The 19643-nt window shown below is 57.9% G+C and carries 18 protein-coding genes and 10 tRNA genes; 25 read left to right on the top strand and 3 right to left on the bottom strand.

All coding sequences use genetic code 11. The features are described from left to right. Nucleotides 1-45: 45 nt before the first annotated feature. Entirely contained in the window at nucleotides 46-423 is a 378-nt protein-coding gene (locus tag CUC44_RS07610; protein WP_100859366.1) for a hypothetical protein, read from the bottom strand. 355 nt (nucleotides 424-778) lie between these two features. Here CUC44_RS07610 and ruvA point away from each other — a divergent pair, with 355 nt between their 5' ends. The 24 genes from ruvA (at nucleotide 779) to nadA (ending at nucleotide 15039) form a co-directional block, all read left to right on the top strand. After that, nucleotides 779-1393, top strand: coding sequence for a Holliday junction branch migration protein RuvA (gene ruvA, locus CUC44_RS07605; protein WP_100859365.1), 615 nt, complete (start codon nucleotides 779-781; stop codon nucleotides 1391-1393). Between the two features lie 107 nt (nucleotides 1394-1500). Further along, nucleotides 1501-2511 (top strand): Holliday junction branch migration DNA helicase RuvB, encoded by a 1011-nt coding sequence (gene ruvB / locus CUC44_RS07600; RefSeq protein WP_100859364.1) that lies wholly within the window; start codon nucleotides 1501-1503, stop codon nucleotides 2509-2511. A 969-nt stretch (nucleotides 2512-3480) separates the two neighbouring features. Then, the gene (gene cydA / locus CUC44_RS07595; RefSeq protein WP_100859363.1) at nucleotides 3481-5037 is read left to right on the top strand and encodes a cytochrome ubiquinol oxidase subunit I; all 1557 of its coding nucleotides are present in this window, start codon (nucleotides 3481-3483) and stop codon (nucleotides 5035-5037) included. A gap of 12 nt (nucleotides 5038-5049) precedes the next feature. Then, nucleotides 5050-6186, top strand: coding sequence for a cytochrome d ubiquinol oxidase subunit II (gene cydB / locus CUC44_RS07590; RefSeq protein WP_100859362.1), 1137 nt, complete (start codon nucleotides 5050-5052; stop codon nucleotides 6184-6186). A 14-nt stretch (nucleotides 6187-6200) separates the two neighbouring features. Continuing rightward, nucleotides 6201-6317 (top strand): cytochrome bd-I oxidase subunit CydX, encoded by a 117-nt coding sequence (gene cydX, locus CUC44_RS07585; RefSeq protein WP_100859361.1) that lies wholly within the window; start codon nucleotides 6201-6203, stop codon nucleotides 6315-6317. Next, nucleotides 6304-6615 carry a cyd operon YbgE family protein gene (locus CUC44_RS07580; protein WP_100859360.1) on the top strand — a complete coding sequence of 104 codons (312 nt, stop codon included), beginning with the start codon at nucleotides 6304-6306 and terminating at the stop codon, nucleotides 6613-6615. The genes cydX and CUC44_RS07580 overlap by 14 nt, the downstream gene beginning before the upstream one ends. A gap of 369 nt (nucleotides 6616-6984) precedes the next feature. After that, nucleotides 6985-7392, top strand: a complete 408-nt coding sequence (gene ybgC, locus CUC44_RS07575) for a tol-pal system-associated acyl-CoA thioesterase (protein ID WP_100859359.1) — start codon at nucleotides 6985-6987, stop codon at nucleotides 7390-7392. After that, nucleotides 7382-8068, top strand: a complete 687-nt coding sequence (tolQ, locus tag CUC44_RS07570) for a protein TolQ (protein ID WP_100859358.1) — start codon at nucleotides 7382-7384, stop codon at nucleotides 8066-8068. The genes ybgC and tolQ overlap by 11 nt, the downstream gene beginning before the upstream one ends. After that, on the top strand, nucleotides 8069-8515 hold the full coding sequence (gene tolR, locus CUC44_RS07565) for a protein TolR (RefSeq protein ID WP_005331545.1): 447 nt from the start codon (nucleotides 8069-8071) through the stop codon (nucleotides 8513-8515). It begins immediately after the preceding gene. 5 nt (nucleotides 8516-8520) lie between these two features. Continuing rightward, entirely contained in the window at nucleotides 8521-9657 is a 1137-nt protein-coding gene (tolA, locus tag CUC44_RS07560) for a cell envelope integrity protein TolA (protein WP_100859357.1), read from the top strand. Nucleotides 9658-9751: 94 nt separating this feature from the next. Beyond that, a complete protein-coding gene (gene tolB / locus CUC44_RS07555; protein WP_100859356.1) occupies nucleotides 9752-11077 on the top strand; it encodes a Tol-Pal system beta propeller repeat protein TolB in 1326 nt (441 codons plus the stop codon). A gap of 50 nt (nucleotides 11078-11127) precedes the next feature. Beyond that, nucleotides 11128-11652 (top strand): peptidoglycan-associated lipoprotein Pal, encoded by a 525-nt coding sequence (pal, locus tag CUC44_RS07550; RefSeq protein ID WP_100859355.1) that lies wholly within the window; start codon nucleotides 11128-11130, stop codon nucleotides 11650-11652. 160 nt (nucleotides 11653-11812) lie between these two features. Beyond that, nucleotides 11813-12622 carry a tol-pal system protein YbgF gene (gene ybgF / locus CUC44_RS07545; protein ID WP_167388825.1) on the top strand — a complete coding sequence of 270 codons (810 nt, stop codon included), beginning with the start codon at nucleotides 11813-11815 and terminating at the stop codon, nucleotides 12620-12622. Nucleotides 12623-12796: 174 nt separating this feature from the next. Beyond that, a tRNA-Lys gene (locus CUC44_RS07540) sits at nucleotides 12797-12872 on the top strand. A 32-nt stretch (nucleotides 12873-12904) separates the two neighbouring features. Next, nucleotides 12905-12980 (top strand) — tRNA-Val (locus CUC44_RS07535). Between the two features lie 45 nt (nucleotides 12981-13025). Beyond that, nucleotides 13026-13101, top strand: a tRNA-Lys gene (locus CUC44_RS07530). A 20-nt stretch (nucleotides 13102-13121) separates the two neighbouring features. After that, nucleotides 13122-13197: transfer RNA gene (locus CUC44_RS07525), tRNA-Val, on the top strand. 21 nt (nucleotides 13198-13218) lie between these two features. Beyond that, a tRNA-Lys gene (locus tag CUC44_RS07520) sits at nucleotides 13219-13294 on the top strand. 19 nt (nucleotides 13295-13313) lie between these two features. Beyond that, nucleotides 13314-13389, top strand: a tRNA-Val gene (locus CUC44_RS07515). 21 nt (nucleotides 13390-13410) lie between these two features. After that, a tRNA-Lys gene (locus CUC44_RS07510) sits at nucleotides 13411-13486 on the top strand. 18 nt (nucleotides 13487-13504) lie between these two features. Next, nucleotides 13505-13580: transfer RNA gene (locus CUC44_RS07505), tRNA-Val, on the top strand. A 22-nt stretch (nucleotides 13581-13602) separates the two neighbouring features. Further along, nucleotides 13603-13678 (top strand) — tRNA-Lys (locus tag CUC44_RS07500). 18 nt (nucleotides 13679-13696) lie between these two features. Next, nucleotides 13697-13772, top strand: a tRNA-Val gene (locus tag CUC44_RS07495). Nucleotides 13773-13965: 193 nt separating this feature from the next. Then, nucleotides 13966-15039, top strand: coding sequence for a quinolinate synthase NadA (gene nadA / locus CUC44_RS07490; RefSeq protein WP_167388824.1), 1074 nt, complete (start codon nucleotides 13966-13968; stop codon nucleotides 15037-15039). Nucleotides 15040-15094: 55 nt separating this feature from the next. Here the strand turns inward: nadA and CUC44_RS07485 are convergent, their stop codons facing one another. Together CUC44_RS07485 and gap are read right to left on the bottom strand one after the other, a co-directional pair. Next, nucleotides 15095-15964: a D-hexose-6-phosphate mutarotase gene (locus tag CUC44_RS07485; protein ID WP_100859353.1), complete on the bottom strand. Its 870-nt coding sequence runs from the start codon at nucleotides 15962-15964 to the stop codon at nucleotides 15095-15097. Nucleotides 15965-16041: 77 nt separating this feature from the next. Next, nucleotides 16042-17037 carry a type I glyceraldehyde-3-phosphate dehydrogenase gene (gene gap / locus CUC44_RS07480; RefSeq protein WP_100859352.1) on the bottom strand — a complete coding sequence of 332 codons (996 nt, stop codon included), beginning with the start codon at nucleotides 17035-17037 and terminating at the stop codon, nucleotides 16042-16044. Nucleotides 17038-17376: 339 nt separating this feature from the next. On the opposite strand from gap, the gene malQ reads away from it, so the two are divergent. Then, nucleotides 17377-19566 carry a 4-alpha-glucanotransferase gene (gene malQ / locus CUC44_RS07475; protein WP_167388823.1) on the top strand — a complete coding sequence of 730 codons (2190 nt, stop codon included), beginning with the start codon at nucleotides 17377-17379 and terminating at the stop codon, nucleotides 19564-19566. The last annotated feature ends 77 nt before the right edge of the window (nucleotides 19567-19643 follow it).

The raw sequence follows: 19643 nt of genomic DNA, 5'->3' as shown, positions 1-19643 counted from the left end.
GTGACAGAGGGAGGCCGGGTGACAGGCCTCCCTCTTGAATCGGGATTACCCCAGGTAGTCGATCAGGATCCTGGACACCTTGCCATCCAGGCCGTTGCGGTAATGGCTGGTGACGACCACGTTGCCGCCATCGAGGTTGGCACTGCTGTTGAAGCTGCCGACCACGACTGTGTCGGTAATGGGTCCCTTGATCAGGATCTGGGCCCAGTCATCGTCGGTACTGGCAGAGGGGCTGTCGTAGACCTTGATCAGCGTGATGCCGGGGATGCCTTCCAGTTTCAGGGATCGGGCCTCATCATTGCTGAAACCCTGATCCCCTTTCTTGCAGTCGATGTTGTAGCTGACCCCACCGCTCAGGGTATTGCCGACCTGATCCTGAGTGGCGCCATTACCTTCCCAAAAGCTGATCCGTCCTTTAGCCATCTTGCTGTCCTTACGCGGCCATGCGCGTGATGAAGTGGAAGAAAACCAAATTAAGATTCCATATGGATCTCTTTGGCTGATTGAGACTAGCCAGCCAGCAAGATATCGCCAGCCCCATCAGAGGCATTTCTCTGTATCATCCTGAATACAAACAGATTAAAAATGTCGTCAGGCAGATGTGTACCCGGCGGGCCGGGTGAGCGCCTCAAAGAAGAGACGTTTCCTGACCGGCTGACGGCATAGTAAAGAGAGGGCAATCCGTGCAGGGGGAGTCACCGCCCTATGCTGGATACTTATCCAGTTATTCTTTATGCTATGACCCTATTTACAGAGTCTGCGTGGCGAGGAAGAGAACATGATCGGTCGCTTGAGAGGCGTCATCATCGAGAAGCAACCCCCAGAGGTGTTGCTGGAAGTCGGCGGTGTGGGTTATGAGGTGCACATGCCCATGAGCTGCTTCTATGATCTGCCCGAGCTCGGGAAGGAAGCGGTCATTCACACCCATTTCGTGGTGCGTGAAGATGCCCAGTTGCTCTATGGCTTCAACCACAAGCAGGAGCGGGCGCTGTTTCGCGAGCTGATCAAGACCAATGGCGTCGGCCCCAAGCTGGCGCTGGCCATCCTCTCCGGCATGACGGCCACCCAGTTCGTGATGAGCGTGGAGCGCGAAGAGATAAGCTCCCTCGTCAAGTTGCCCGGTGTGGGCAAGAAGACTGCCGAGCGCCTGGTGGTGGAGATGAAAGACCGTCTCAAGGGCTGGGTCAGCCACGATCTCTTCTCCCCCGCCGCCATCAGTCTGCCCGAGAAAGAGAGCGGCCTGCGCGCCCCGGATTCCAGCGAAGAGGCGGCCAGCGCCCTGGTGGCGCTTGGCTACAAGCCGCAGCAGGCCAGCCAGATCGTCGCCAAGGTGGCGAAAGAGGGCATGTCGGTTGAGGAGATCATCCGTGAATCCCTGCGCAGCCTGGTGTGAGCGTCGCCTGATGGCGCGTCTCATCTCTGCAGGTACATTTCGCCTGGGTGAGTGTGAATCGATGGTGGCAGTTCGAACCCATAGCGTCGTAGTTGTTGAGGTAGCGCATGATTGAAGCGGATCGTCTGATATCGGCCGGGGAGTCCCGTGAGGATGCGGTCATCGACCGGGCCATCCGGCCCAAGAAGCTGGCGGACTACACCGGTCAGGATCACGTCTGTGGCCAGATGGAGATCTTCATCGAGGCGGCCCGTCAGCGCGGTGAGGCCCTGGATCACCTGCTGATCTTCGGCCCGCCGGGCCTTGGCAAGACCACACTCGCGAATATCGTGGCCAACGAGATGGGGGTCAACATCAAGACCACCTCGGGCCCCGTGCTGGAGAAGGCCGGGGATCTGGCGGCGCTGCTCACCAACCTGGAGCCGAACGATGTGCTGTTCATCGACGAGATCCACCGTCTCAGCCCTGTGGTGGAGGAGGTGCTCTATCCGGCCATGGAGGATTACCAGCTCGACATCATGATAGGGGAGGGCCCTGCCGCCCGCTCCATCAAGCTCGATCTGCCACCCTTCACCCTGATCGGCGCCACTACTAGGGCCGGCTCCCTGACCAGCCCGCTGCGGGATCGTTTCGGGATCGTCCAGCGGCTGGAGTTCTACAACGTCAAGGATCTCACCGATATCGTCGCCCGCAGCGCCCGCTGCCTTGGGCTCGAGATGTCGGATGACGGCGCGCTGGAAGTGGCCCGCCGCTCCCGCGGTACCCCGCGCATTGCTAACCGTTTGTTAAGACGGGTGAGGGATTTTGCCCAGGTGAAATCCGATGGCCGGATAGATGGACCCATTGCGGCCCGAGCTATGGACATGCTGGATGTCGATAACGAGGGGTTCGACTTTATGGACCGCAAGTTATTGTTGGCTGTCATCGACAAGTTTATGGGGGGCCCAGTGGGTCTCGACAACCTGGCGGCGGCCATCGGGGAAGAGAAAGACACCATCGAAGATGTGCTGGAGCCCTATCTCATCCAGCAGGGTTATCTGCAGCGTACCCCGAGGGGACGGCTGGCGACCCAGCGCGCCTATGCCCACTTCGGCCTGCAACGACCCGAAGAGGGGTAGTTGGGGGATAGAAATAGCTGATAGAACAAAAAACCGCCTCCAGGGGCGGTTTTTTACTATTCTGACAAAATTCCCGGGCCAAAAAAAAGCCCACGGCGGATGCGGTGGGCAAAGACAATTCAGGATGGATGTTCACAGACAGTGAGTGCGTCTGGAGTCAGGCCAGAAGAAAACAAAGGAGCCGTCGCGAGGCCTCAGAGTCGGTTCATTTGATAGAGCTGAACGAACGAAAGCTTGTAGTAACGGATGGTCTTGGCAACAAACTTTTTCATCATTAATCCCAACAAACAGGTTCGAAATGTTCATCGAATACGTACCGGGAACCCAGAATGACCGGCCTGTATCCAGAGGTGTGCCCTCACTGCGAGGCGCATTGTAGGAGCTCTTGCCTGGCCGGACAAACAAGAAAATCTATCGATTTAAGATTAGATAAAGTAATCATTGTGTTGGTGGTGTAAATAAGCATAAACATGTGTTTTTACTGGTTTTAAATTGGAATATCGGCGTCTGAAGGGGTTTGGTAAATACCGGCTAAATGAGGTCATGCTTTCTCAATTACTCTATTTGTTTAACAGAATTGAAACTATTTCCTGCTAGTTCAAAATTGATTTAAATCAAAGATTTACGGTTAAATGTTTTTTGTGAGCAAGCTCCCAAAAATAACCATGACCGGTTGGTAAGTTGCCTTGAAAAGGCATGTATTGGTGATGGTTTTACATTGATTTCAATCAAATAAAGGTGATATAAAACAGCGGTCATTATAGGCGGGAATAGAATCACCACTAATGTTTACCAGATGTTAAACATTAGCTTTTTTTGTTCTTGTATATTGCCTTGTTGTTAATGTGGTGGCGTTCGAATCTGGTCATTGGTATCAAGCGTGCTGTGACCGATCATTCGGGGACTTCCAACGGAAGCATTGTCCTTAAAACTCAAAATAGCCGTGCCAATAATCGGTGAGGAAACATCATGATTGCTGAGCATGTGGTAGACCTATCGCGGTTCCAATTTGCTGCGACGGCCCTTTATCACTTCCTGTTTGTACCCTTGACGCTGGGAATGGCCTTCATTCTGGCGATCATGGAGTCTGTCTATGTGATGACCAACAACACTGTCTACCGGGACATGACCAAGTTCTGGGGCAAGTTGTTCGGGATCAACTTTGCCCTCGGGGTCACCACCGGCCTGACCATGGAGTTCCAGTTCGGTACCAACTGGGCCTACTACTCCCACTATGTCGGCGATATCTTCGGGGCCCCGCTGGCCATCGAAGGGCTGATGGCCTTCTTCCTGGAGTCCACCTTCGTCGGTATGTTCTTCTTCGGTTGGGATCGCCTCACCAAGCGCCAGCATCTGGCCGCTACCTGGCTGATGGCACTCGGGACCAACCTCTCCGCCCTCTGGATCCTGGTCGCCAACGGCTGGATGCAGAACCCGGTCGGTGCCGAGTTCAATTTCGAATCCATGCGCATGGAGATGGTGAGCTTCGCCGAGCTGGTGTTCAACCCGGTTGCCCAGGTCAAGTTCGTCCACACGGTGGCGGCGGGTTACACCACGGGCGCCATGTTCGTGTTGGGTATCTCCTCCTACTACCTGCTGAAGAATCGTGACGTGGCCTTCGCCCGCCGCTCCTTCGCCATCGCAGCCGCGTTCGGCATGGCCTCCATCGTTTCCGTGCTGATCCTGGGTGATGAGTCCGGTTACGAGACCGGTGAAGTGCAGAAGGTGAAACTGGCTGCCATCGAAGCCGAGTGGAACACAGAGCCGGCGCCGGCCTCCTTCACCCTGTTCGGTATCCCGAACCAGGAAGAGATGCGCACCGACTACGCCATCAAGATCCCCTACGCCCTCGGCATCATAGCGACCCGTTCCCTGGACGGTCAGGTGACCGGTCTGAAGGATCTGAAGAGCGAGCACGAGCTGCGTGTGCGTAACGGCATGGTCGCCTATGACCTGCTGACCAAGCTGCAATCCGGTGACAAGTCCGACGATACCCGCGCCCGTTTCGACGAGGTGAAGCAGGATCTGGGCTACGGTCTGCTGCTCAAGCGCTACACCCCGAACGTGACCGACGCGACCGACGCCCAGATCAAGTCCGCCGTGGATGACTCCATCCCGCAGGTGGCACCGCTGTTCTTCGCGTTCCGCATCATGGTTGCCTGTGGCATCGTCATGCTGCTGCTGATCGGCATCGCCTTCTACGACAGCACCCGCCACAAGATCGGCGAGCGCAAGTGGCTGCTCAAGGCGCTGCTGTACGGGATCCCGCTGCCCTGGATCGCCATCGAATGTGGCTGGTTCGTCGCGGAATATGGTCGCCAGCCCTGGACCATCGCCGAGATGCTGCCGACCTCCGTCTCCGCATCCAATATCCCTGCGTCCGAGATCTGGTTCTCCCTGATCGGGATCTGCCTGTTCTACACCGTGCTGCTCATCATAGAGATGTACCTGATGTTCAAGTACGCGCGTCTGGGCCCAAGCAGTCTGAAAACGGGCAAGTACCACTTCGAACAGAGCAAGGCATAAGGAGAGGATCCCATGTTTGATTACGAATTATTGCGTCTGGTCTGGTGGGTACTGGTCGGTGTGCTGCTGATCGGCTTCGCCATCACCGACGGTTTCGATATGGGGGTGGGTGCCCTGCTTCCCTTCGTCGGCAAGAAGGATGTTGAGCGTCGGGTGATGCTCAACACCATGGGCCCGCACTGGGAAGGCAACCAGGTCTGGTTGGTGACCGCGGGTGGTGCCCTGTTTGCGGCCTGGCCCATGGTCTATGCGGCAGCCTTCTCCGGCTTCTACATCGCCATGATCCTGACCCTGATGGCCCTGTTCCTGCGTCCGGTCGGCTTCAAGTACCGCTCCCTGCGCGAAGATGCCAAGTGGCGCAACAACTGGGACTGGGGACTGTTCGTTGGTAGCGCTGTGCCGCCCGTCATCTTCGGGGTCGCCTTCGGCAACCTGCTGCAGGGTGTACCGTTCAGCTTCAACCAGTTCCTGATGCTGACCTATCACGGCAACTTCTTCGGTCTGCTCAACCCGTTCGGCCTGCTGGCCGGTCTGGTGAGCCTGTTCATGATCATCACCCAGGGCGCGACCTGGCTGATGATGAAGACCGAGGGCGAAGTGCTGGCTCGCTCCCGCACCGCCGCCATGATCTTCTCCCTGCTGACCCTGGTGCTGTTTGCCCTGGCCGGCGTCTGGGTGAGTGGCATGGATGGTTACGTGGTGGTGGGCAGCATGGCGACCGATGCCGTCACCAACCCGCTTCACAAGGAAGTGGTGGTGCAGGCCGGTGCCTGGATGAACAACTACAGCCTCTACCCCTGGATGATTGCCGCTCCCGCGCTGGGTCTGGCGATGTGCCTGCTGACCTCGGCCGCGGCCAAGATTGGCAAGGGCTGGCTGGCGTTCCTGTGCTCCTCTCTGGCCATTGCCGGCATCATACTGACCGCGGGCTTCTCCATGTTCCCGTTCGTCATGCCGTCCAGCCTTGAGCCGTCCCAGAGCCTGACCATGTGGGATGCCACTGCCTCCTTCAACACCCTCAAGGTGATGACGGTGGTCGCGGTCATCTTTGTCCCGACCGTGCTGGCCTATACCCTCTGGACCTACATCAAGATGTTTGGCCGGGTGAGCAACAAGCACATCGAAGACAACCAACAATCGCTCTACTAAGAAGGTGCCCTGATATGTGGTATTTCACCTGGATCCTGGGTTTGTTGCTGGCCTGTGCCTTTGGTGTCATCAACGCACTCTGGCTGGAACACACCGAGAACATGGATCGCAAGATCGATGAAAACAAGTGATCTCCTGGCCCGGTTGGCGGCTCCCCTTGAGCGCCAACCCTGGCAAGGTGTGATGTTGGTGGCGGCGACCCTGCTCGCCGTCGCCATCTTGCAGGCACCCAACTTGATCGCCGCCAACACCAGTGAGCACGGGCTCTTGCTCGCGCCCTGGCTGATGTGGGCAGTCAGTTGTGGTGTGATGCACGGGCTGGGGTTCCATCCCCGCAGCCTCGTCGGTCGGTTGCTGTTTTGCCCCTGGCTCGCCTTGCCCACGCTGTTATATGGGCTTTGGCTAACCCAGGGATATTTCCTGTCGTAAAAAGGAAGGGAGGCAGAGCGTTATCTGCCTCCCTTCTGCTTTTACCGCGCCACTCGGCGACTCTCTCTTCCCACGATTGCGCTCGCTCTCCTTGTGAGTCTGCCTGAGCTGACCCCTTCTCCTGCTATCGGTGGGACAGGGCATGGCTTTCCCTGCACTTCATGCTGGTTATCCCCCAGTGGCCATCGGCTCCATTTGTCTTCGTTCTGCAATGCCAGTGACTTGTCTTGGCATGGATTGACCCTGAAATATTTCCTGCCATAAAAAATGGTGGAGGATGGGATTTCCCTGTCTCCCCCTGCTTCTTTCCTATTCAGCCCTGCGCTATGATAGCCCCCCATCTGACTGTCGAATGGATCACAGATTTTTATGGGGGAAGTCTCTGAGTTTCCGGTGCGTGTCTACTACGAGGACACGGACGCCGGAGGCATCGTCTACAACGCCAACTATCTCAAGTTTATGGAACGGGCCCGTACCGAGTTCCTGCGCGCCGGTGGCATCGAACAGGATGTCTTGCTGCACGCGGGGCTTGCCTTCGTGGTGAGTCGCACCGAGATCGATTTCCGCTCCGCAGCCCGCTTCAATGAACTACTGACCGTATTGACGCAAGTGACTGAAGTGAAACGCGCCTCCATGCGCTTTTCGCAGCAGATCCTGGCGGCTGATGGACGACTGATCACCCAGGCCATGGTACAGATAGCCTGTGTCAGTCATCCGCAAATGAAACCTGTCGCAATACCTGAAAAAATCAAGGGAGTGCTGTTAAGTGCACGCTGAAATTTCGTTTATTGGCCTGTTCTGGCAAGCCAGTCTGTTGGTCAAACTGGTCATGATGACCCTGATGGGCATGTCGGTCGTCTCCTGGGCGCTGATCATCCAGCGTTCCAAGGCCATCAAGGCAGCCAATCTCGCCTCCGAGCAGTTTGAAGACAGATTCTGGTCCGGGGTCGATCTCAATCGCCTCTACCAGGAGTCCTCTTCCCGTCGCGATGACATCGAAGGCATGGAAGACATCTTCTATTCCGGCTTCAAGGAGTATGCTCGCCTGCTCAAGGCCGGCGCCCGTGGCCAGGATGCGGTGATGGACGGTACCTATCGCGCCATGCGGGTCTCTCTGTCCCGTGCGGTGGACGAGCTGGAATCCAACCTGCCGGTACTGGCGACCATCGGCTCCATCAGCCCCTATATCGGTCTGTTCGGTACCGTCTGGGGCATCATGAACGCCTTTATCGCCCTGGGTCAGGTGCAGCAGGCGACCCTGCAGATGGTGGCTCCGGGTATCGCGGAGGCGCTGATCGCCACCGCCATGGGCCTGTTTGCGGCGATCCCGGCGGTCATCTTCTACAACCGTTTCACCAACAAGGTGGAGCGACTGGAAAACGCCTACGCCAACTTCATGGACGAGTTCACGACTATCCTGAACCGCCAAATCGCACAGCAGGGTGAGAAGTAAATGCAAACCTATCAGCGGATCCGACGCAAGAAGGTCGCCGAGATCAACGTGGTGCCCTACATCGACGTCATGCTGGTGTTGCTCATCATCTTCATGGCGGTGACGCCGGTAATCACCCAGGGGGTCAAGGTCGACCTGCCGCAGGCGGAGTCCGAGCAGTTGCCCGAGGATGCCAAGCCCCCCTTCATCGTCAGCGTGAATACCGAAGGGGAGTACGTCATCAAGGCCGGTGAGGCGGATGACGAACCTGTGCCGAGCGGCACCCCCGAGGCGATGCAGCAATACATCACCGAGAAGGCCATGGGCTATCTGGCCATCAACCAGAACGCCCCCGTGGTGGTGGCGGGTGACAAGTCCGTGCGCTACGAAGAGGTGATCCTGTTGATGGTCGCCCTCAAGAAGGCCGGCGTGCCTCAGGTTGGCCTGATGACGGATCCGGTGAACTGACGGAGATGGATGTGAAGCGTGGTATTTCCGGTTATCTCGTCGCGTCGCTGCTGCTGCATCTGATCATCGGCATCATACTGCTGGTCGGCATCGACTTCAGCAAGCCGAAGCGCCCCGAGTCCAAGGGGGAGATCGTCAATGCGGTGATGCTGGACAGCGAATTCCTGGAACAGCAGGCACAGCAGATCCAGCAGCAGAAGAAGGCGCAGCCCAAGGCCGCCCAGCAGCAGAAGGAGAAGGACAAGGAAGACGCCGACCAGGCCCGGCGCGAACTGGCGCAGGAGCAAGAGCGTCTGCGCATCGCCGAGACCAAGCGCAAGGAGGCCGAAGAGGCCACCCGCAAGGCCGAGACCGAGAAGCAGAAGAAGGTCGCCGAGCAGAAACAGGCAGAGGAGAAGGCCCAAAAAGCCGAGGAAGCCCGCAAGCTGGACGCGCAGAAGGCCAAGCAGGCCGAAGCCAAACGCCAGGAAGAAGAGCTGTCCAAGGCGCTGGCGCTGAAGAAAAAGAAAGAAGAGCTCGAGAAGAAGCAGGCCGAGGAGCAAGCCAAGGCCAAGGCGGACGCGGCCAAGAAGGCGGAGGCCGACAAGAAGGCCAAGGCCGAGGCTGAGAAGAAAGCCAAGGCGGAAGCCGACAAGAAGGCCAAGGCTGAGGCCGAGAAAAAGGCTGCGGACGAAGCCGCCAAGAAGGCAAAAGCTGACGCAGAGAAGAAGGCGAAGGCGGAAGCTGACAAGAAGGCCAAGATCGATGCCGAGCGTAAGCGCAAGGCGGCCGAAGAGGCCAAGTTGCAAAAAGAGATGGAAGCCATGATGCAGCAGCAGCTGGAGGCTGAGGCCAATTCCCGTAGTCAGGCCGCATCCGCAGCCGCCAAGGGCGAGGTCGACAAATATGCGGCTCTAATCAAGGCGACGGTCGAGCGCTACATGATTTTGGATCCCACCATGCGGGGCAAAACCTGTACTATCGGTGTCAAATTGGCCAGCACCGGCTTCGTCATCTCGGTGGACAACGGCCAGGGTGACCCGGCGGTCTGTCGTTCCGGCAAGGCGGCGGTATTGAAGGCGAATCAGTTGCCGGTGCCGAAGGATCCGGCAGCGTTTGAGATGTTAAAGGAATTTAACCTCAAGTTAGAACCGAGCATCTAGGTGTGGTAGAACGGGGTCATTGACTGTGATTGGCAGCATCTTGCTGATAAAGGAATTTCACCTCTCATTTTTATTGGAACAGAGTATTTAAGCCATGATAAGAAAAGTGTTTTTTGCTTTGGTTGGCTGCCTTCTGCTGGGCCAGAGCGCTCAGGCGGCCCTGGACATCGTCATCACCGGCGGGATTGACAGCGCACGACCCATCGCCATCGCTCCCTTCAAATGGGAAGGCAATGGTCAGCTGCCGCAAGACATCGCTGAGGTGGTCTCCAACGACCTGATGCGCAGTGGCAAGTTCAAGCCCCTGGCCCGTGGCCAGATGCCGCAGACCCCGAGCACCAGCGGTGAGATCAACTTCGCCCCCTGGGCCTCTCAGGGCGTTGAAGCCGTGGTGGTGGGTACCATAGCCGCCGTGGGCGATGGCACCTACAAGATCAACTTCGAGCTGGTCGACGTGCTGAAGGGCCAGCTGGCCAAGACCCAGGGCGGAGAAGCCAACGGCTACATCCTCGATAGCCGCATGGCGACCATCCCGGGTGCCCAGATGCGTCAGTTTGCTCACCGCATCTCCGACATCGTCTACGAGCGCCTGACCGGCGAGCGCGGTGCCTTCCTGACCCGACTGGCCTATGTGTCAGTCCAGCAGGGCACCCAGTTCCCGTATCAGCTGCGCATCTCCGACTATGACGGCTACAACGAGAAGACCCTGCTGCGCTCCCGCGAGCCGCTGATGTCGCCGGCCTGGTCTCCGGATGGCAGCAAGCTGGCCTATGTCAGCTTCGAGAACCAGAAATCCGAGATCTATGTGCAGGATATCTATACCCAGCAGCGCAGTCTGATCACCAGTTTCCGTGGCATCAACGGTGCGCCGGAATGGTCTCCAGATGGTCGTCGTTTGGCTATTGTTTTGTCCAAAGATGGTCAGCCCGATATCTATGTTGTTGATGTTGCTAGCAAGCAACTCACTCGAGTCACAAACAACCGCACCATAGACACAGAACCGTCCTGGATGCCGGATGGTCAAACTTTGCTGTTCACCTCTGAACGTGGTGGCAAACCTCAGATATATAGCGTAAATTTGGCGACTGGCGTCACTCGCCGGATGACCTGGGAAGGAGATTCCAACCAGGGCGCATCCATTACCCCGGACGGCAAGTCCATGGTGATGGTGACCCGGGTTCAGGGACAATATCGCATCGCTCGCCAGGATATGGAAAACGGAGCCATGTTGGTGTTGACCCAGAGTGCTCTGGATGAGTCGCCAAGTGTGGCTCCCAATGGCAGCATGATCATTTATGCCACCATCTATCAAGGTCGCAAGAGCCTGGCGTTGGTATCGACCGATGGTCGTTTCAAGGCAGTGCTCCCGACCAGTAGCGGTGAAATTCGTGCACCAGCTTGGTCGCCCTTCTTGAATTGATAAAAAAATCGATTGTTTTTTGTTTTGTTATAAAGGTTTAAGGAAATAGCATGCAACTCAATAAACTGCTCAAGGGTCTGGCCATCGCACTGCCACTGTTCACCCTGGCTGCCTGTAGTTCTTCTTCCGACTCCGACGCCGCTGGTGCCGAGTCTGGTATGACCGACGGCATGGGCGGTGTACAAACCGGTGGCGCCAACGGCATGTTGTCCCCGGAAGAGCAGATGCGTCAGAAGTTCGAAGCTCTGCAGCGCGACAACGTGATCTACTTCCCGTACGACGGTTACGACATTCAGGGCCAGTACGCTGACCTGCTGGATGCCCACGCCAGCTACCTGCGCGAGCGTCCGAGCGTCAAGGTGTTGATCGAAGGCCACGCCGATGAGCGCGGTACTCCGGAATACAACATCGCTCTGGGCGAGCGTCGTGCCAAGGCTGTAGCCAAATACATGCAAACCCTGGGTGTACAGGCTGAGCAGCTCTCCATCGTCAGCTATGGCGAAGAGAAGCCGCTGGACCTGTCCCACACCGAGGAAGCCTTTGCCAAGAACCGCCGCGCGGTCCTGGTTTACTAAGGTTTGACGCGATTGACATTCGTGTATATGCAAGCGGCCATTTCGATGGCCGTTTTATTTACACTGAGCCTGCGGATTTTATCCGAATGAAATTTGTGTATCAGCAAGCAACTATGGCGACAGCCGCTCTAGTTGCACTAAACGCTAAGGTTTGATCCGAATGAAATCTGTGTACAAGCACGCGACGATTGTGATGGCCGTTCTGGTGGCCCTGAACGCTCAGGCCGCTGCGCCGGTGAGCGATCTCAGTGGTGACAGCGGTAGCAGTATTGCTCTGAGTGGCAACAATGGCGCCATCGTGCCCACGGGCAGCCTGGAAGACAGGGTGGCCTTGCTGGAGCGTACCCTCAATGCCCGTCTGCGCCTGCAGGCCGACCTGCAGCAACAGGTGGATTCCCTGCAAGGGGAAGTTTCCGAGTTGCGTGGTCAGCTGGAGCAGCAGACCTATCAGATGGAACAGTCCCAGGAGCGCCAGCGTCAGCTCTATCAGGAGCTCGACAAGGTTGCGAACAGCCAGCCTGCGGCTGCTGCAGCTACCCCGGCGGCTGCCGGAGCGGCCACCGCACCCGCCGCAGCGGCCAACTACTCGACCAATCAGGACGAGAACCAGGCCTATGACGCCGCCGTGAACATGGTGCTCAAGGAGAAGAACTACGACAAGGCCATCCCCGCCTTCGAAGGCTTCATCAAGCAGTTCCCGAGCTCCAGCTATGTGCCCAACGCCCATTACTGGCTCGGCCAGCTGATGTTCAACAAGGGCGACAGGGCTGGGGCTGCGGCCCAGTTCTCCACGGTGGCGAACAAGTACAGCAAGTCCCCCAAGCGCGCCGATGCACTGCTCAAGCTGGGCATGCTGGCACAACTGGATGGCAAGAAGGCGGAAGCCAAGACCTTCTACGAGCAGGTGATCAAGGGCTATCCCAACACCTCGCCGGCCCAGCTCGCCAAGCAGAGTCTGAGCAAGCTGTAACATTGCCGTAGGTCACTGTTTTCGTAACAGTCTTGTAAATATGCCGCTGGGTTGTATGCACAGTGAGCAAACAGATTTAATTTAAGAATTTTCTATTGCGCCAGGATGATAAATCCGTAATATAGGCCGCCGTCAGAGCCGGTGCAGCAGTGCACTCGGACCTGGTCGTGGTGAGGGTCGTTAGCTCAGTCGGTAGAGCAGTTGACTTTTAATCAATTGGTCGCTGGTTCGAATCCAGCACGACCCACCATTTCTTCACTGCGGGTGAAGACAAGATTCCCAGGTCGTTTAGCTCAGCTGGGAGAGCACCTCCCTTACAAGGAGGGGGTCACTGGTTCGAGCCCAGTAACGACCACCATATTTAACACGGTTCGCCACATGCGGACGGTGACAGGTTCAAGATGGGTCGTTAGCTCAGTCGGTAGAGCAGTTGACTCTTAATCAATTGGTCGTAGGTTCGATCCCTACACGACCCACCATCTTGACCGCAGAGTTCCCAGGTCGTTTAGCTCAGCTGGGAGAGCACCTCCCTTACAAGGAGGGGGTCACTGGTTCGAGCCCAGTAACGACCACCATGTTTTGAAAATGATTTAGATGGGTCGTTAGCTCAGTCGGTAGAGCAGTTGACTTTTAATCAATTGGTCGCTGGTTCGAATCCAGCACGACCCACCATCATTTCACTGTATTCCCAGGTCGTTTAGCTCAGCTGGGAGAGCACCTCCCTTACAAGGAGGGGGTCACTGGTTCGAGCCCAGTAACGACCACCATGCTTTAAAAATGATTTAGATGGGTCGTTAGCTCAGTCGGTAGAGCAGTTGACTTTTAATCAATTGGTCGCTGGTTCGAATCCAGCACGACCCACCATCATTTCACTGTTTCCCAGGTCGTTTAGCTCAGCTGGGAGAGCACCTCCCTTACAAGGAGGGGGTCACTGGTTCGAGCCCAGTAACGACCACCATGCTTTAAAAAATGATTTAGATGGGTCGTTAGCTCAGTCGGTAGAGCAGTTGACTTTTAATCAATTGGTCGCTGGTTCGAATCCAGCACGACCCACCATCATTTCACCGTATCCCAGGTCGTTTAGCTCAGCTGGGAGAGCACCTCCCTTACAAGGAGGGGGTCACTGGTTCGAGCCCAGTAACGACCACCACTTTCTTGTCAAAGAAAGCCAGAAGCCCGCTGCATAGCGGGCTTTTTCGTTTTTGTCGTTCGCGGGCCAGCGAGTCGAAACAGAATCACGAGGCGTTGGAGGCACTTATCTAGCCTGCTGGATTTGTTGATGGGTTTGTGGCGGGCTTCTGGGTATAATTTTTGCCTTTCCAAGCGTTGATGGAACAGTCGCAATGAGCAATGCACTGAGCAGTGTCCCTCCTGCCGTCGAGATGGACTACCCCTTTCCGGTCAAGCCGGCGCCCCTGACTGCCGAACAGAAGGCGGCCCTGATCATCGAGATCAAGGCGCTGCTCGAGACGCGCCAGGCCGTGCTGGTTGCCCACTACTACACGGATCCCGAGATCCAGGCGCTGGCGGAGGCCACAGGTGGTTTCGTCGGTGACTCCCTGGAGATGGCCCGTTTCGGCCGGGATCACGCCGCCCAGACCCTGATAGTGGCGGGGGTACGCTTCATGGGGGAGACCTCCAAGATCCTGAGTCCCCACAAGCGGGTGCTGATGCCGACCCTGGAAGCTGAGTGCTCCCTGGATCTGGGTTGCCCCATCGACCAGTTCTCCGCCTTCTGTGATGCCCATCCCGACCATATAGTCGTGGTGTACGCCAACACCTCGGCCGCCGTGAAGGCGCGGGCCGACTGGGTGGTCACCTCCAGCATCGCGCTGGAAATCGTCGAGCACCTGGACAGCCAGGGCCACAAGATCATCTGGGGACCGGATCGCCACCTCGGCGCCTACATCGAGAAGAAGACAGGGGCCGAGATGCTGCGCTGGCAGGGCCACTGTATCGTCCACGACGAGTTCAAGGCCCGTGCCCTCAAGGAGCTCAAGGCCCAGAACCCGGATGCCGCCGTGCTGGTGCACCCGGAATCCCCAGCCTCCGTCATTGAGCTGGCCGATGCGGTCGGTTCCACCAGCCAGCTGATCAAGGCGGCCAGAGAGTTGCCCCAGCGCAAACTCATAGTGGCGACCGATCGCGGCATCTTCTACAAGATGCAGCAGGCCTGCCCGGACAAGGAGATGGTGGAGGCACCGACCGGCGGTGATGGTGCCACCTGCCGCAGCTGCGCTCACTGCCCCTGGATGGCGATGAACGGCCTGGTGGCAATCAAGGAGGCGCTGACCGATGGCGCCGAGCGTCACGAGATCCTGGTGGACGAGGCGCTGCGGGTGAAGGCGTTGATCCCGCTGGATCGCATGCTGAACTTCGCCGCCGAGCTGAGGCTCAAGACCCAGGGCAATGCCTGAGTCATTCCAAAAGCAAAGGGCGCCTTGATGGCGCCCTTTGTGTTTTCAGGAGTGCTTAGCGGATCACTGTGGAGAGGCTGTGCTCCTCGCCCGGAGCGACCGTGATACCCGCCTCATCCGTGATGGCCGCCTCGACGCAGAGCATGGTGCGATAGCCGTCATCGCTCATGTCGGCCATGGCGCTGGCGCCCTCCAGCCAAGGAGTCCACACCACCACGCTGTCGTGGTTGCCGCTGGTGACGTGAATGCGTTGTTCGCCATCCTGTACGACCACGGTCGTATCGGCGTGCCGATAGATGCGATCCAGGGCGCCTGAGACCGTCAGGGGACCCTGCTGCTCTGTGAGTTGGCCCGCGTTCAGCTTGTCGAGGTAAGACGTGCCCAGGCCGGTCACGCTGACGGCCTCTGGGCTGCTTATCTGCAGGTAGGTGTGCAGGGCGCCGCTGTAGACGAGAGGCGCAGTGCCGGTATTGCGGGTGGTCAGCACCAGTGACAACTCTTTACCGATCAGCACGTCCAGCTCCAGCACGAAGCCGTGATCCCATTGGGCACGGGTCTCATCACTGTCACTCAGAGACAGATGGACCAGGGTGCCATCCTCGTGGTCGGAGACGCCATCCAGGGTCCAGAGCGCGGTACGGGCGAAGCCATGGGCGGACTTGCCGCTGCCCACTCGTGCCGGGGCCGGGCCGAACCAAGGCCAGCACAGGGGTACGCCGCCGCGGATGGGCTTGCTACCATCGAGCACGGCCTTGTCGCTCAGCCAGAGCAGGGGAGCTTCCCCGTGACGACGGTAAGTGAGCACGTGACCGCCGAACAGGCAGATCTCGCTCTCGGCGAAGGCATTGGCGACCTTGAGCAGGGGTTGACCACCCGAGGTCTGGGTCAGGGTCACGCTTGGGGTCAGGGTACGAGTGGTGAGCATGGATGCTCCTTCTTTTCACGGCCAATAAAAAAGGCGGCCAATGGCCGCCTCTCTGCTATCACGCAAAACAGTTCCAATTACTTGGAGATGTGAGCGATCAGATCCAGAACCTTGCTGGAGTAACCCATTTCGTTGTCGTACCAAGATACAACTTTAACGAACTTGTCGTTCAGCTGGATACCAGCCTTGGCATCGAACACGGAGGTCTGACGCTCACCCAGGAAGTCGGTGGAAACCACTTCGTCTTCGGTGTAACCCAGAACGCCCTTCATGGCGCCTTGGGAGGCAGCCTTCATGGCTTCACAGATTTCAGCGTAGGTGGCGGCTTTCTTCAGGTTGACGGTCAGGTCAACAACAGACACGTCCGGAGTCGGAACGCGGAAGGCCATACCGGTCAGCAGACCCTTCAGCTCAGGGATTACCACGCCAACGGCCTTGGCAGCACCGGTAGAGGACGGGATGATGTTCTGAGCCGCACCGCGGCCACCGCGCCAGTCTTTGGCAGACGGACCATCAACGGTCTTCTGGGTAGCAGTGGTAGCGTGGACAGTGGTCATCAGGCCGGACTCGATACCGAAGGTATCGTTCAGAACCTTGGCGATCGGGGCCAGGCAGTTGGTGGTGCAAGAAGCGTTGGAAACGATGTCCTGGCCAGCGTAGGTAGCGTCGTTAACGCCCATGACGAACATCGGGGTAGCGTCTTTGGACGGACCGGTCAGTACGACTTTCTTGGCGCCGGCAGCGATGTGCTTACGAGCGGTTTCGTCGGTCAGGAACAGACCGGTGGCTTCGGCAACAACATCAACACCGATGTCGCCCCATTTCAGGTTTGCCGGGTCACGCTCAGCGGTAACACGTACGGTTTTGCCGTTGACAACCAGGTTGCCGTCTTTGACTTCAACGGTGCCATTGAAGCGGCCGTGAGTGGAGTCGTACTTCAGCATGTAAGCCATGTAGTCAACGTCGATCAGGTCGTTGATACCAACAACTTCGATGTCGTTGCGCTCAGCGGCCAGACGGAATACGAAACGGCCGATGCGGCCAAAACCGTTAATACCTACTTTGATAGTCATAATTGGTTACCTAACTGTTCAGTAGTCAAAGAAAATTCCGTTTGTAAATTTACTAGAACTCACCTGTGAGTCAACCAACAATCTGCGCGAAATTGCGCTATATCATGAAAAACTGTGAAATTTATTTTCGGTTTATGTAACTGACTACCAACTTTTGTCGAATGTGTCATCAGCCGGTTGCGGTCACAGAGATCAACAATAGTGCCTGCCCGGTCACACATCCAGCCGGGGAGATATGTAAAAATATGCGCGGTTTAGCATGGCCAAAGAGCCACTGTTCAAGTACCACCCATAAAAATTAATCATATAGATAGAATCCACAGCGGGAATTCTCAAACTATGACCACCCTGATTGAACAGCTGGCTGCCGCCAAAGGTATCGCCAGTGAGTATGTTGATGCCTGGGGCAATCCGGCCCAGGTATCGGAAGAGAGCAAGGCCGCCATGCTGGGCGCCATGGGCTACCGCGTCGACGACGAGGCCGCCCTGACCGAGCAGCTGGAACAGGAACACCGTCAGCACTGGCTGCGCCCCCTGGACCCCGTGATGGTGGTGCGCAGTGGCGAGGCCATCAGCCTGGAAGTGCGTCTGCCCATCGAGTTCGTCAACGATGCCCTGCATTGGCAGCTCACCCTGGAACAGGGCGCCGTATTGACTGGTCAATTGACCCCGATCGAGGGGGAGCTGGTCGGTGTCGCCGAGTTTGAAGAGATGGAGTGCCAAGCCTATCGGGTGGCACTGGAGGTGCAGCCCGAGCTCGGTTATCACCAGCTGGTGCTGCTGGAGGAGGGCAATGATGAGCCGCTCGCCAGCATGCGCCTCATCGTCGCGCCCAAGGCGTGCTACAAGCAGGCGCCCATCGCCAATGGCCGCAAGGTGTGGGGCCCGAGCGTGCAGCTCTACTGCCTGCGCAGCCGCCACAACTGGGGGATCGGCGATTTCAGCGACCTCGGTCAGCTGGTCGAGAAGGCCGCTAACTGGGGTGCCCACTTCGTCGGTTTGAACCCCATTCATGCGCTCTATCCGGCCAACCCGGAGAGCGCCAGCCCCTACAGCCCCTCCTCCCGTCGCTGGCTCAACGTCGCCTACATCAATGTGGAAGCCGTGCCCGAGTTTCTGGCCAACGAAGGACTCAAGGCCGAGGTGGCCAATCCGGCCTTCCAGCAGCACCTCGCCTCCCTGCGCGCCAAGGGGAACGTGGATTACACCGGCGTCATCGAGACCAAGATCGGCATGCTGCGTCAGGTGTTCGATCAGGCGACCCTGGGCGCCGAGCGTCAGGCTGCGTTTGATGCCTTTGTGGCGACCGGTGGCGACAGTCTGCAGCAGCAGGCGGTGTTCGATGCCCTGCAGGCCCATTTCTACGGCAAGGGTGACAATGCCTGGGGCTGGCCGGTGTGGCCGGATGCCTTCCGCGACTATCACAACCCAGAAGTGAAAGCCTGGGTGGCCGAGCACCAGATCGATGTGAACTTCTATCTCTACCTGCAGTTCCTGGCTGACGAGCAACTGGCCCAGGCTGATGCCCGTGCCAAGGCGGCCGGCATGGTGATGGGGATCTATCGGGATCTGGCGGTGGGTGTCTCCGAAGGCTCCACCGAGATCTGGGCCAACCGGGATCTCTACTGCCCGAAAGCCTCGGTCGGTGCGCCGCCCGACATCCTGGGTCCGCTCGGTCAAAACTGGGGTCTGCCCCCCATGAACCCGAACCAGCTGTTCGAGGCTGCCTATCAGCCCATGGTGGACCTGTTCCGCGCCAACATGCGCTCCTGCGGCGCGCTGCGTATCGACCACGTGATGGCGCTGTTGCGCCTGTGGTGGGTGCCACCCGGAGAGTCTGCCGCCAAGGGTGCCTACATCTATTACCCGGTCAACGATCTGCTGGGGATCCTGGCCCTCGAATCTCACCGCAACCAGTGTCTGCTGATCGGGGAAGATCTCGGTACCGTGCCGGAAGGCATAGATGTCACCCTCAAAGAGAACGGCGTGCACTCCTACAAGGTGTTTTTCTTCGAGCGCTCCAAGGCGGACGGCGGCTTCATCTCCCCGGCGCACTACACAGAGCAGGCGATGTCGGCCCTGACCACTCACGACATGCCGACCCTCAAGGGCTTCTGGCATTGCGACGATCTGGCGCTCGGTCGCGAACTGGGATTGTATCCAGATGAAGAGGTACTGAAGACCCTGTATGCTGATCGCCACCAGGCCAAGCAGCGGATCCTCGACAGTCTGCATGCCCATGGGGTCATCTCGAGCGACATCAGTCACGACGTGAACTGGGTCGGCATGAACACCGAGCTCAACCATGGTCTGCAGATCCACATGTCCCGCGGCAGTTGCGCCCTGTTCAGCACCCAGCTGGAAGACTGGCTGGAGATGGACAAACCGGTCAACGTGCCGGGCACCAGTTACGAATACCCGAACTGGCGTCGCAAGCTGTCCCGTGACCTGGAAGATATTTTTGCCGATGAGGCGCTCAAAGCTCTGGCAGGCAAGATGAGCCAGGCCCGTGATGAGGCCAGTCGTTGAGCCGTTGTCGCCAACACGTGACTCACTTTCATCCGCTTCGGCTTCGGCCGGAGCGGATGTTCAGCCATGAAAGGAAA

The sequence above is a fragment of the Aeromonas lusitana genome, from assembly GCF_002812985.1.
Taxonomy (GTDB): domain Bacteria; phylum Pseudomonadota; class Gammaproteobacteria; order Enterobacterales; family Aeromonadaceae; genus Aeromonas; species Aeromonas lusitana.
This window is presented reverse-complemented; position numbering and strand designations above follow the sequence as displayed.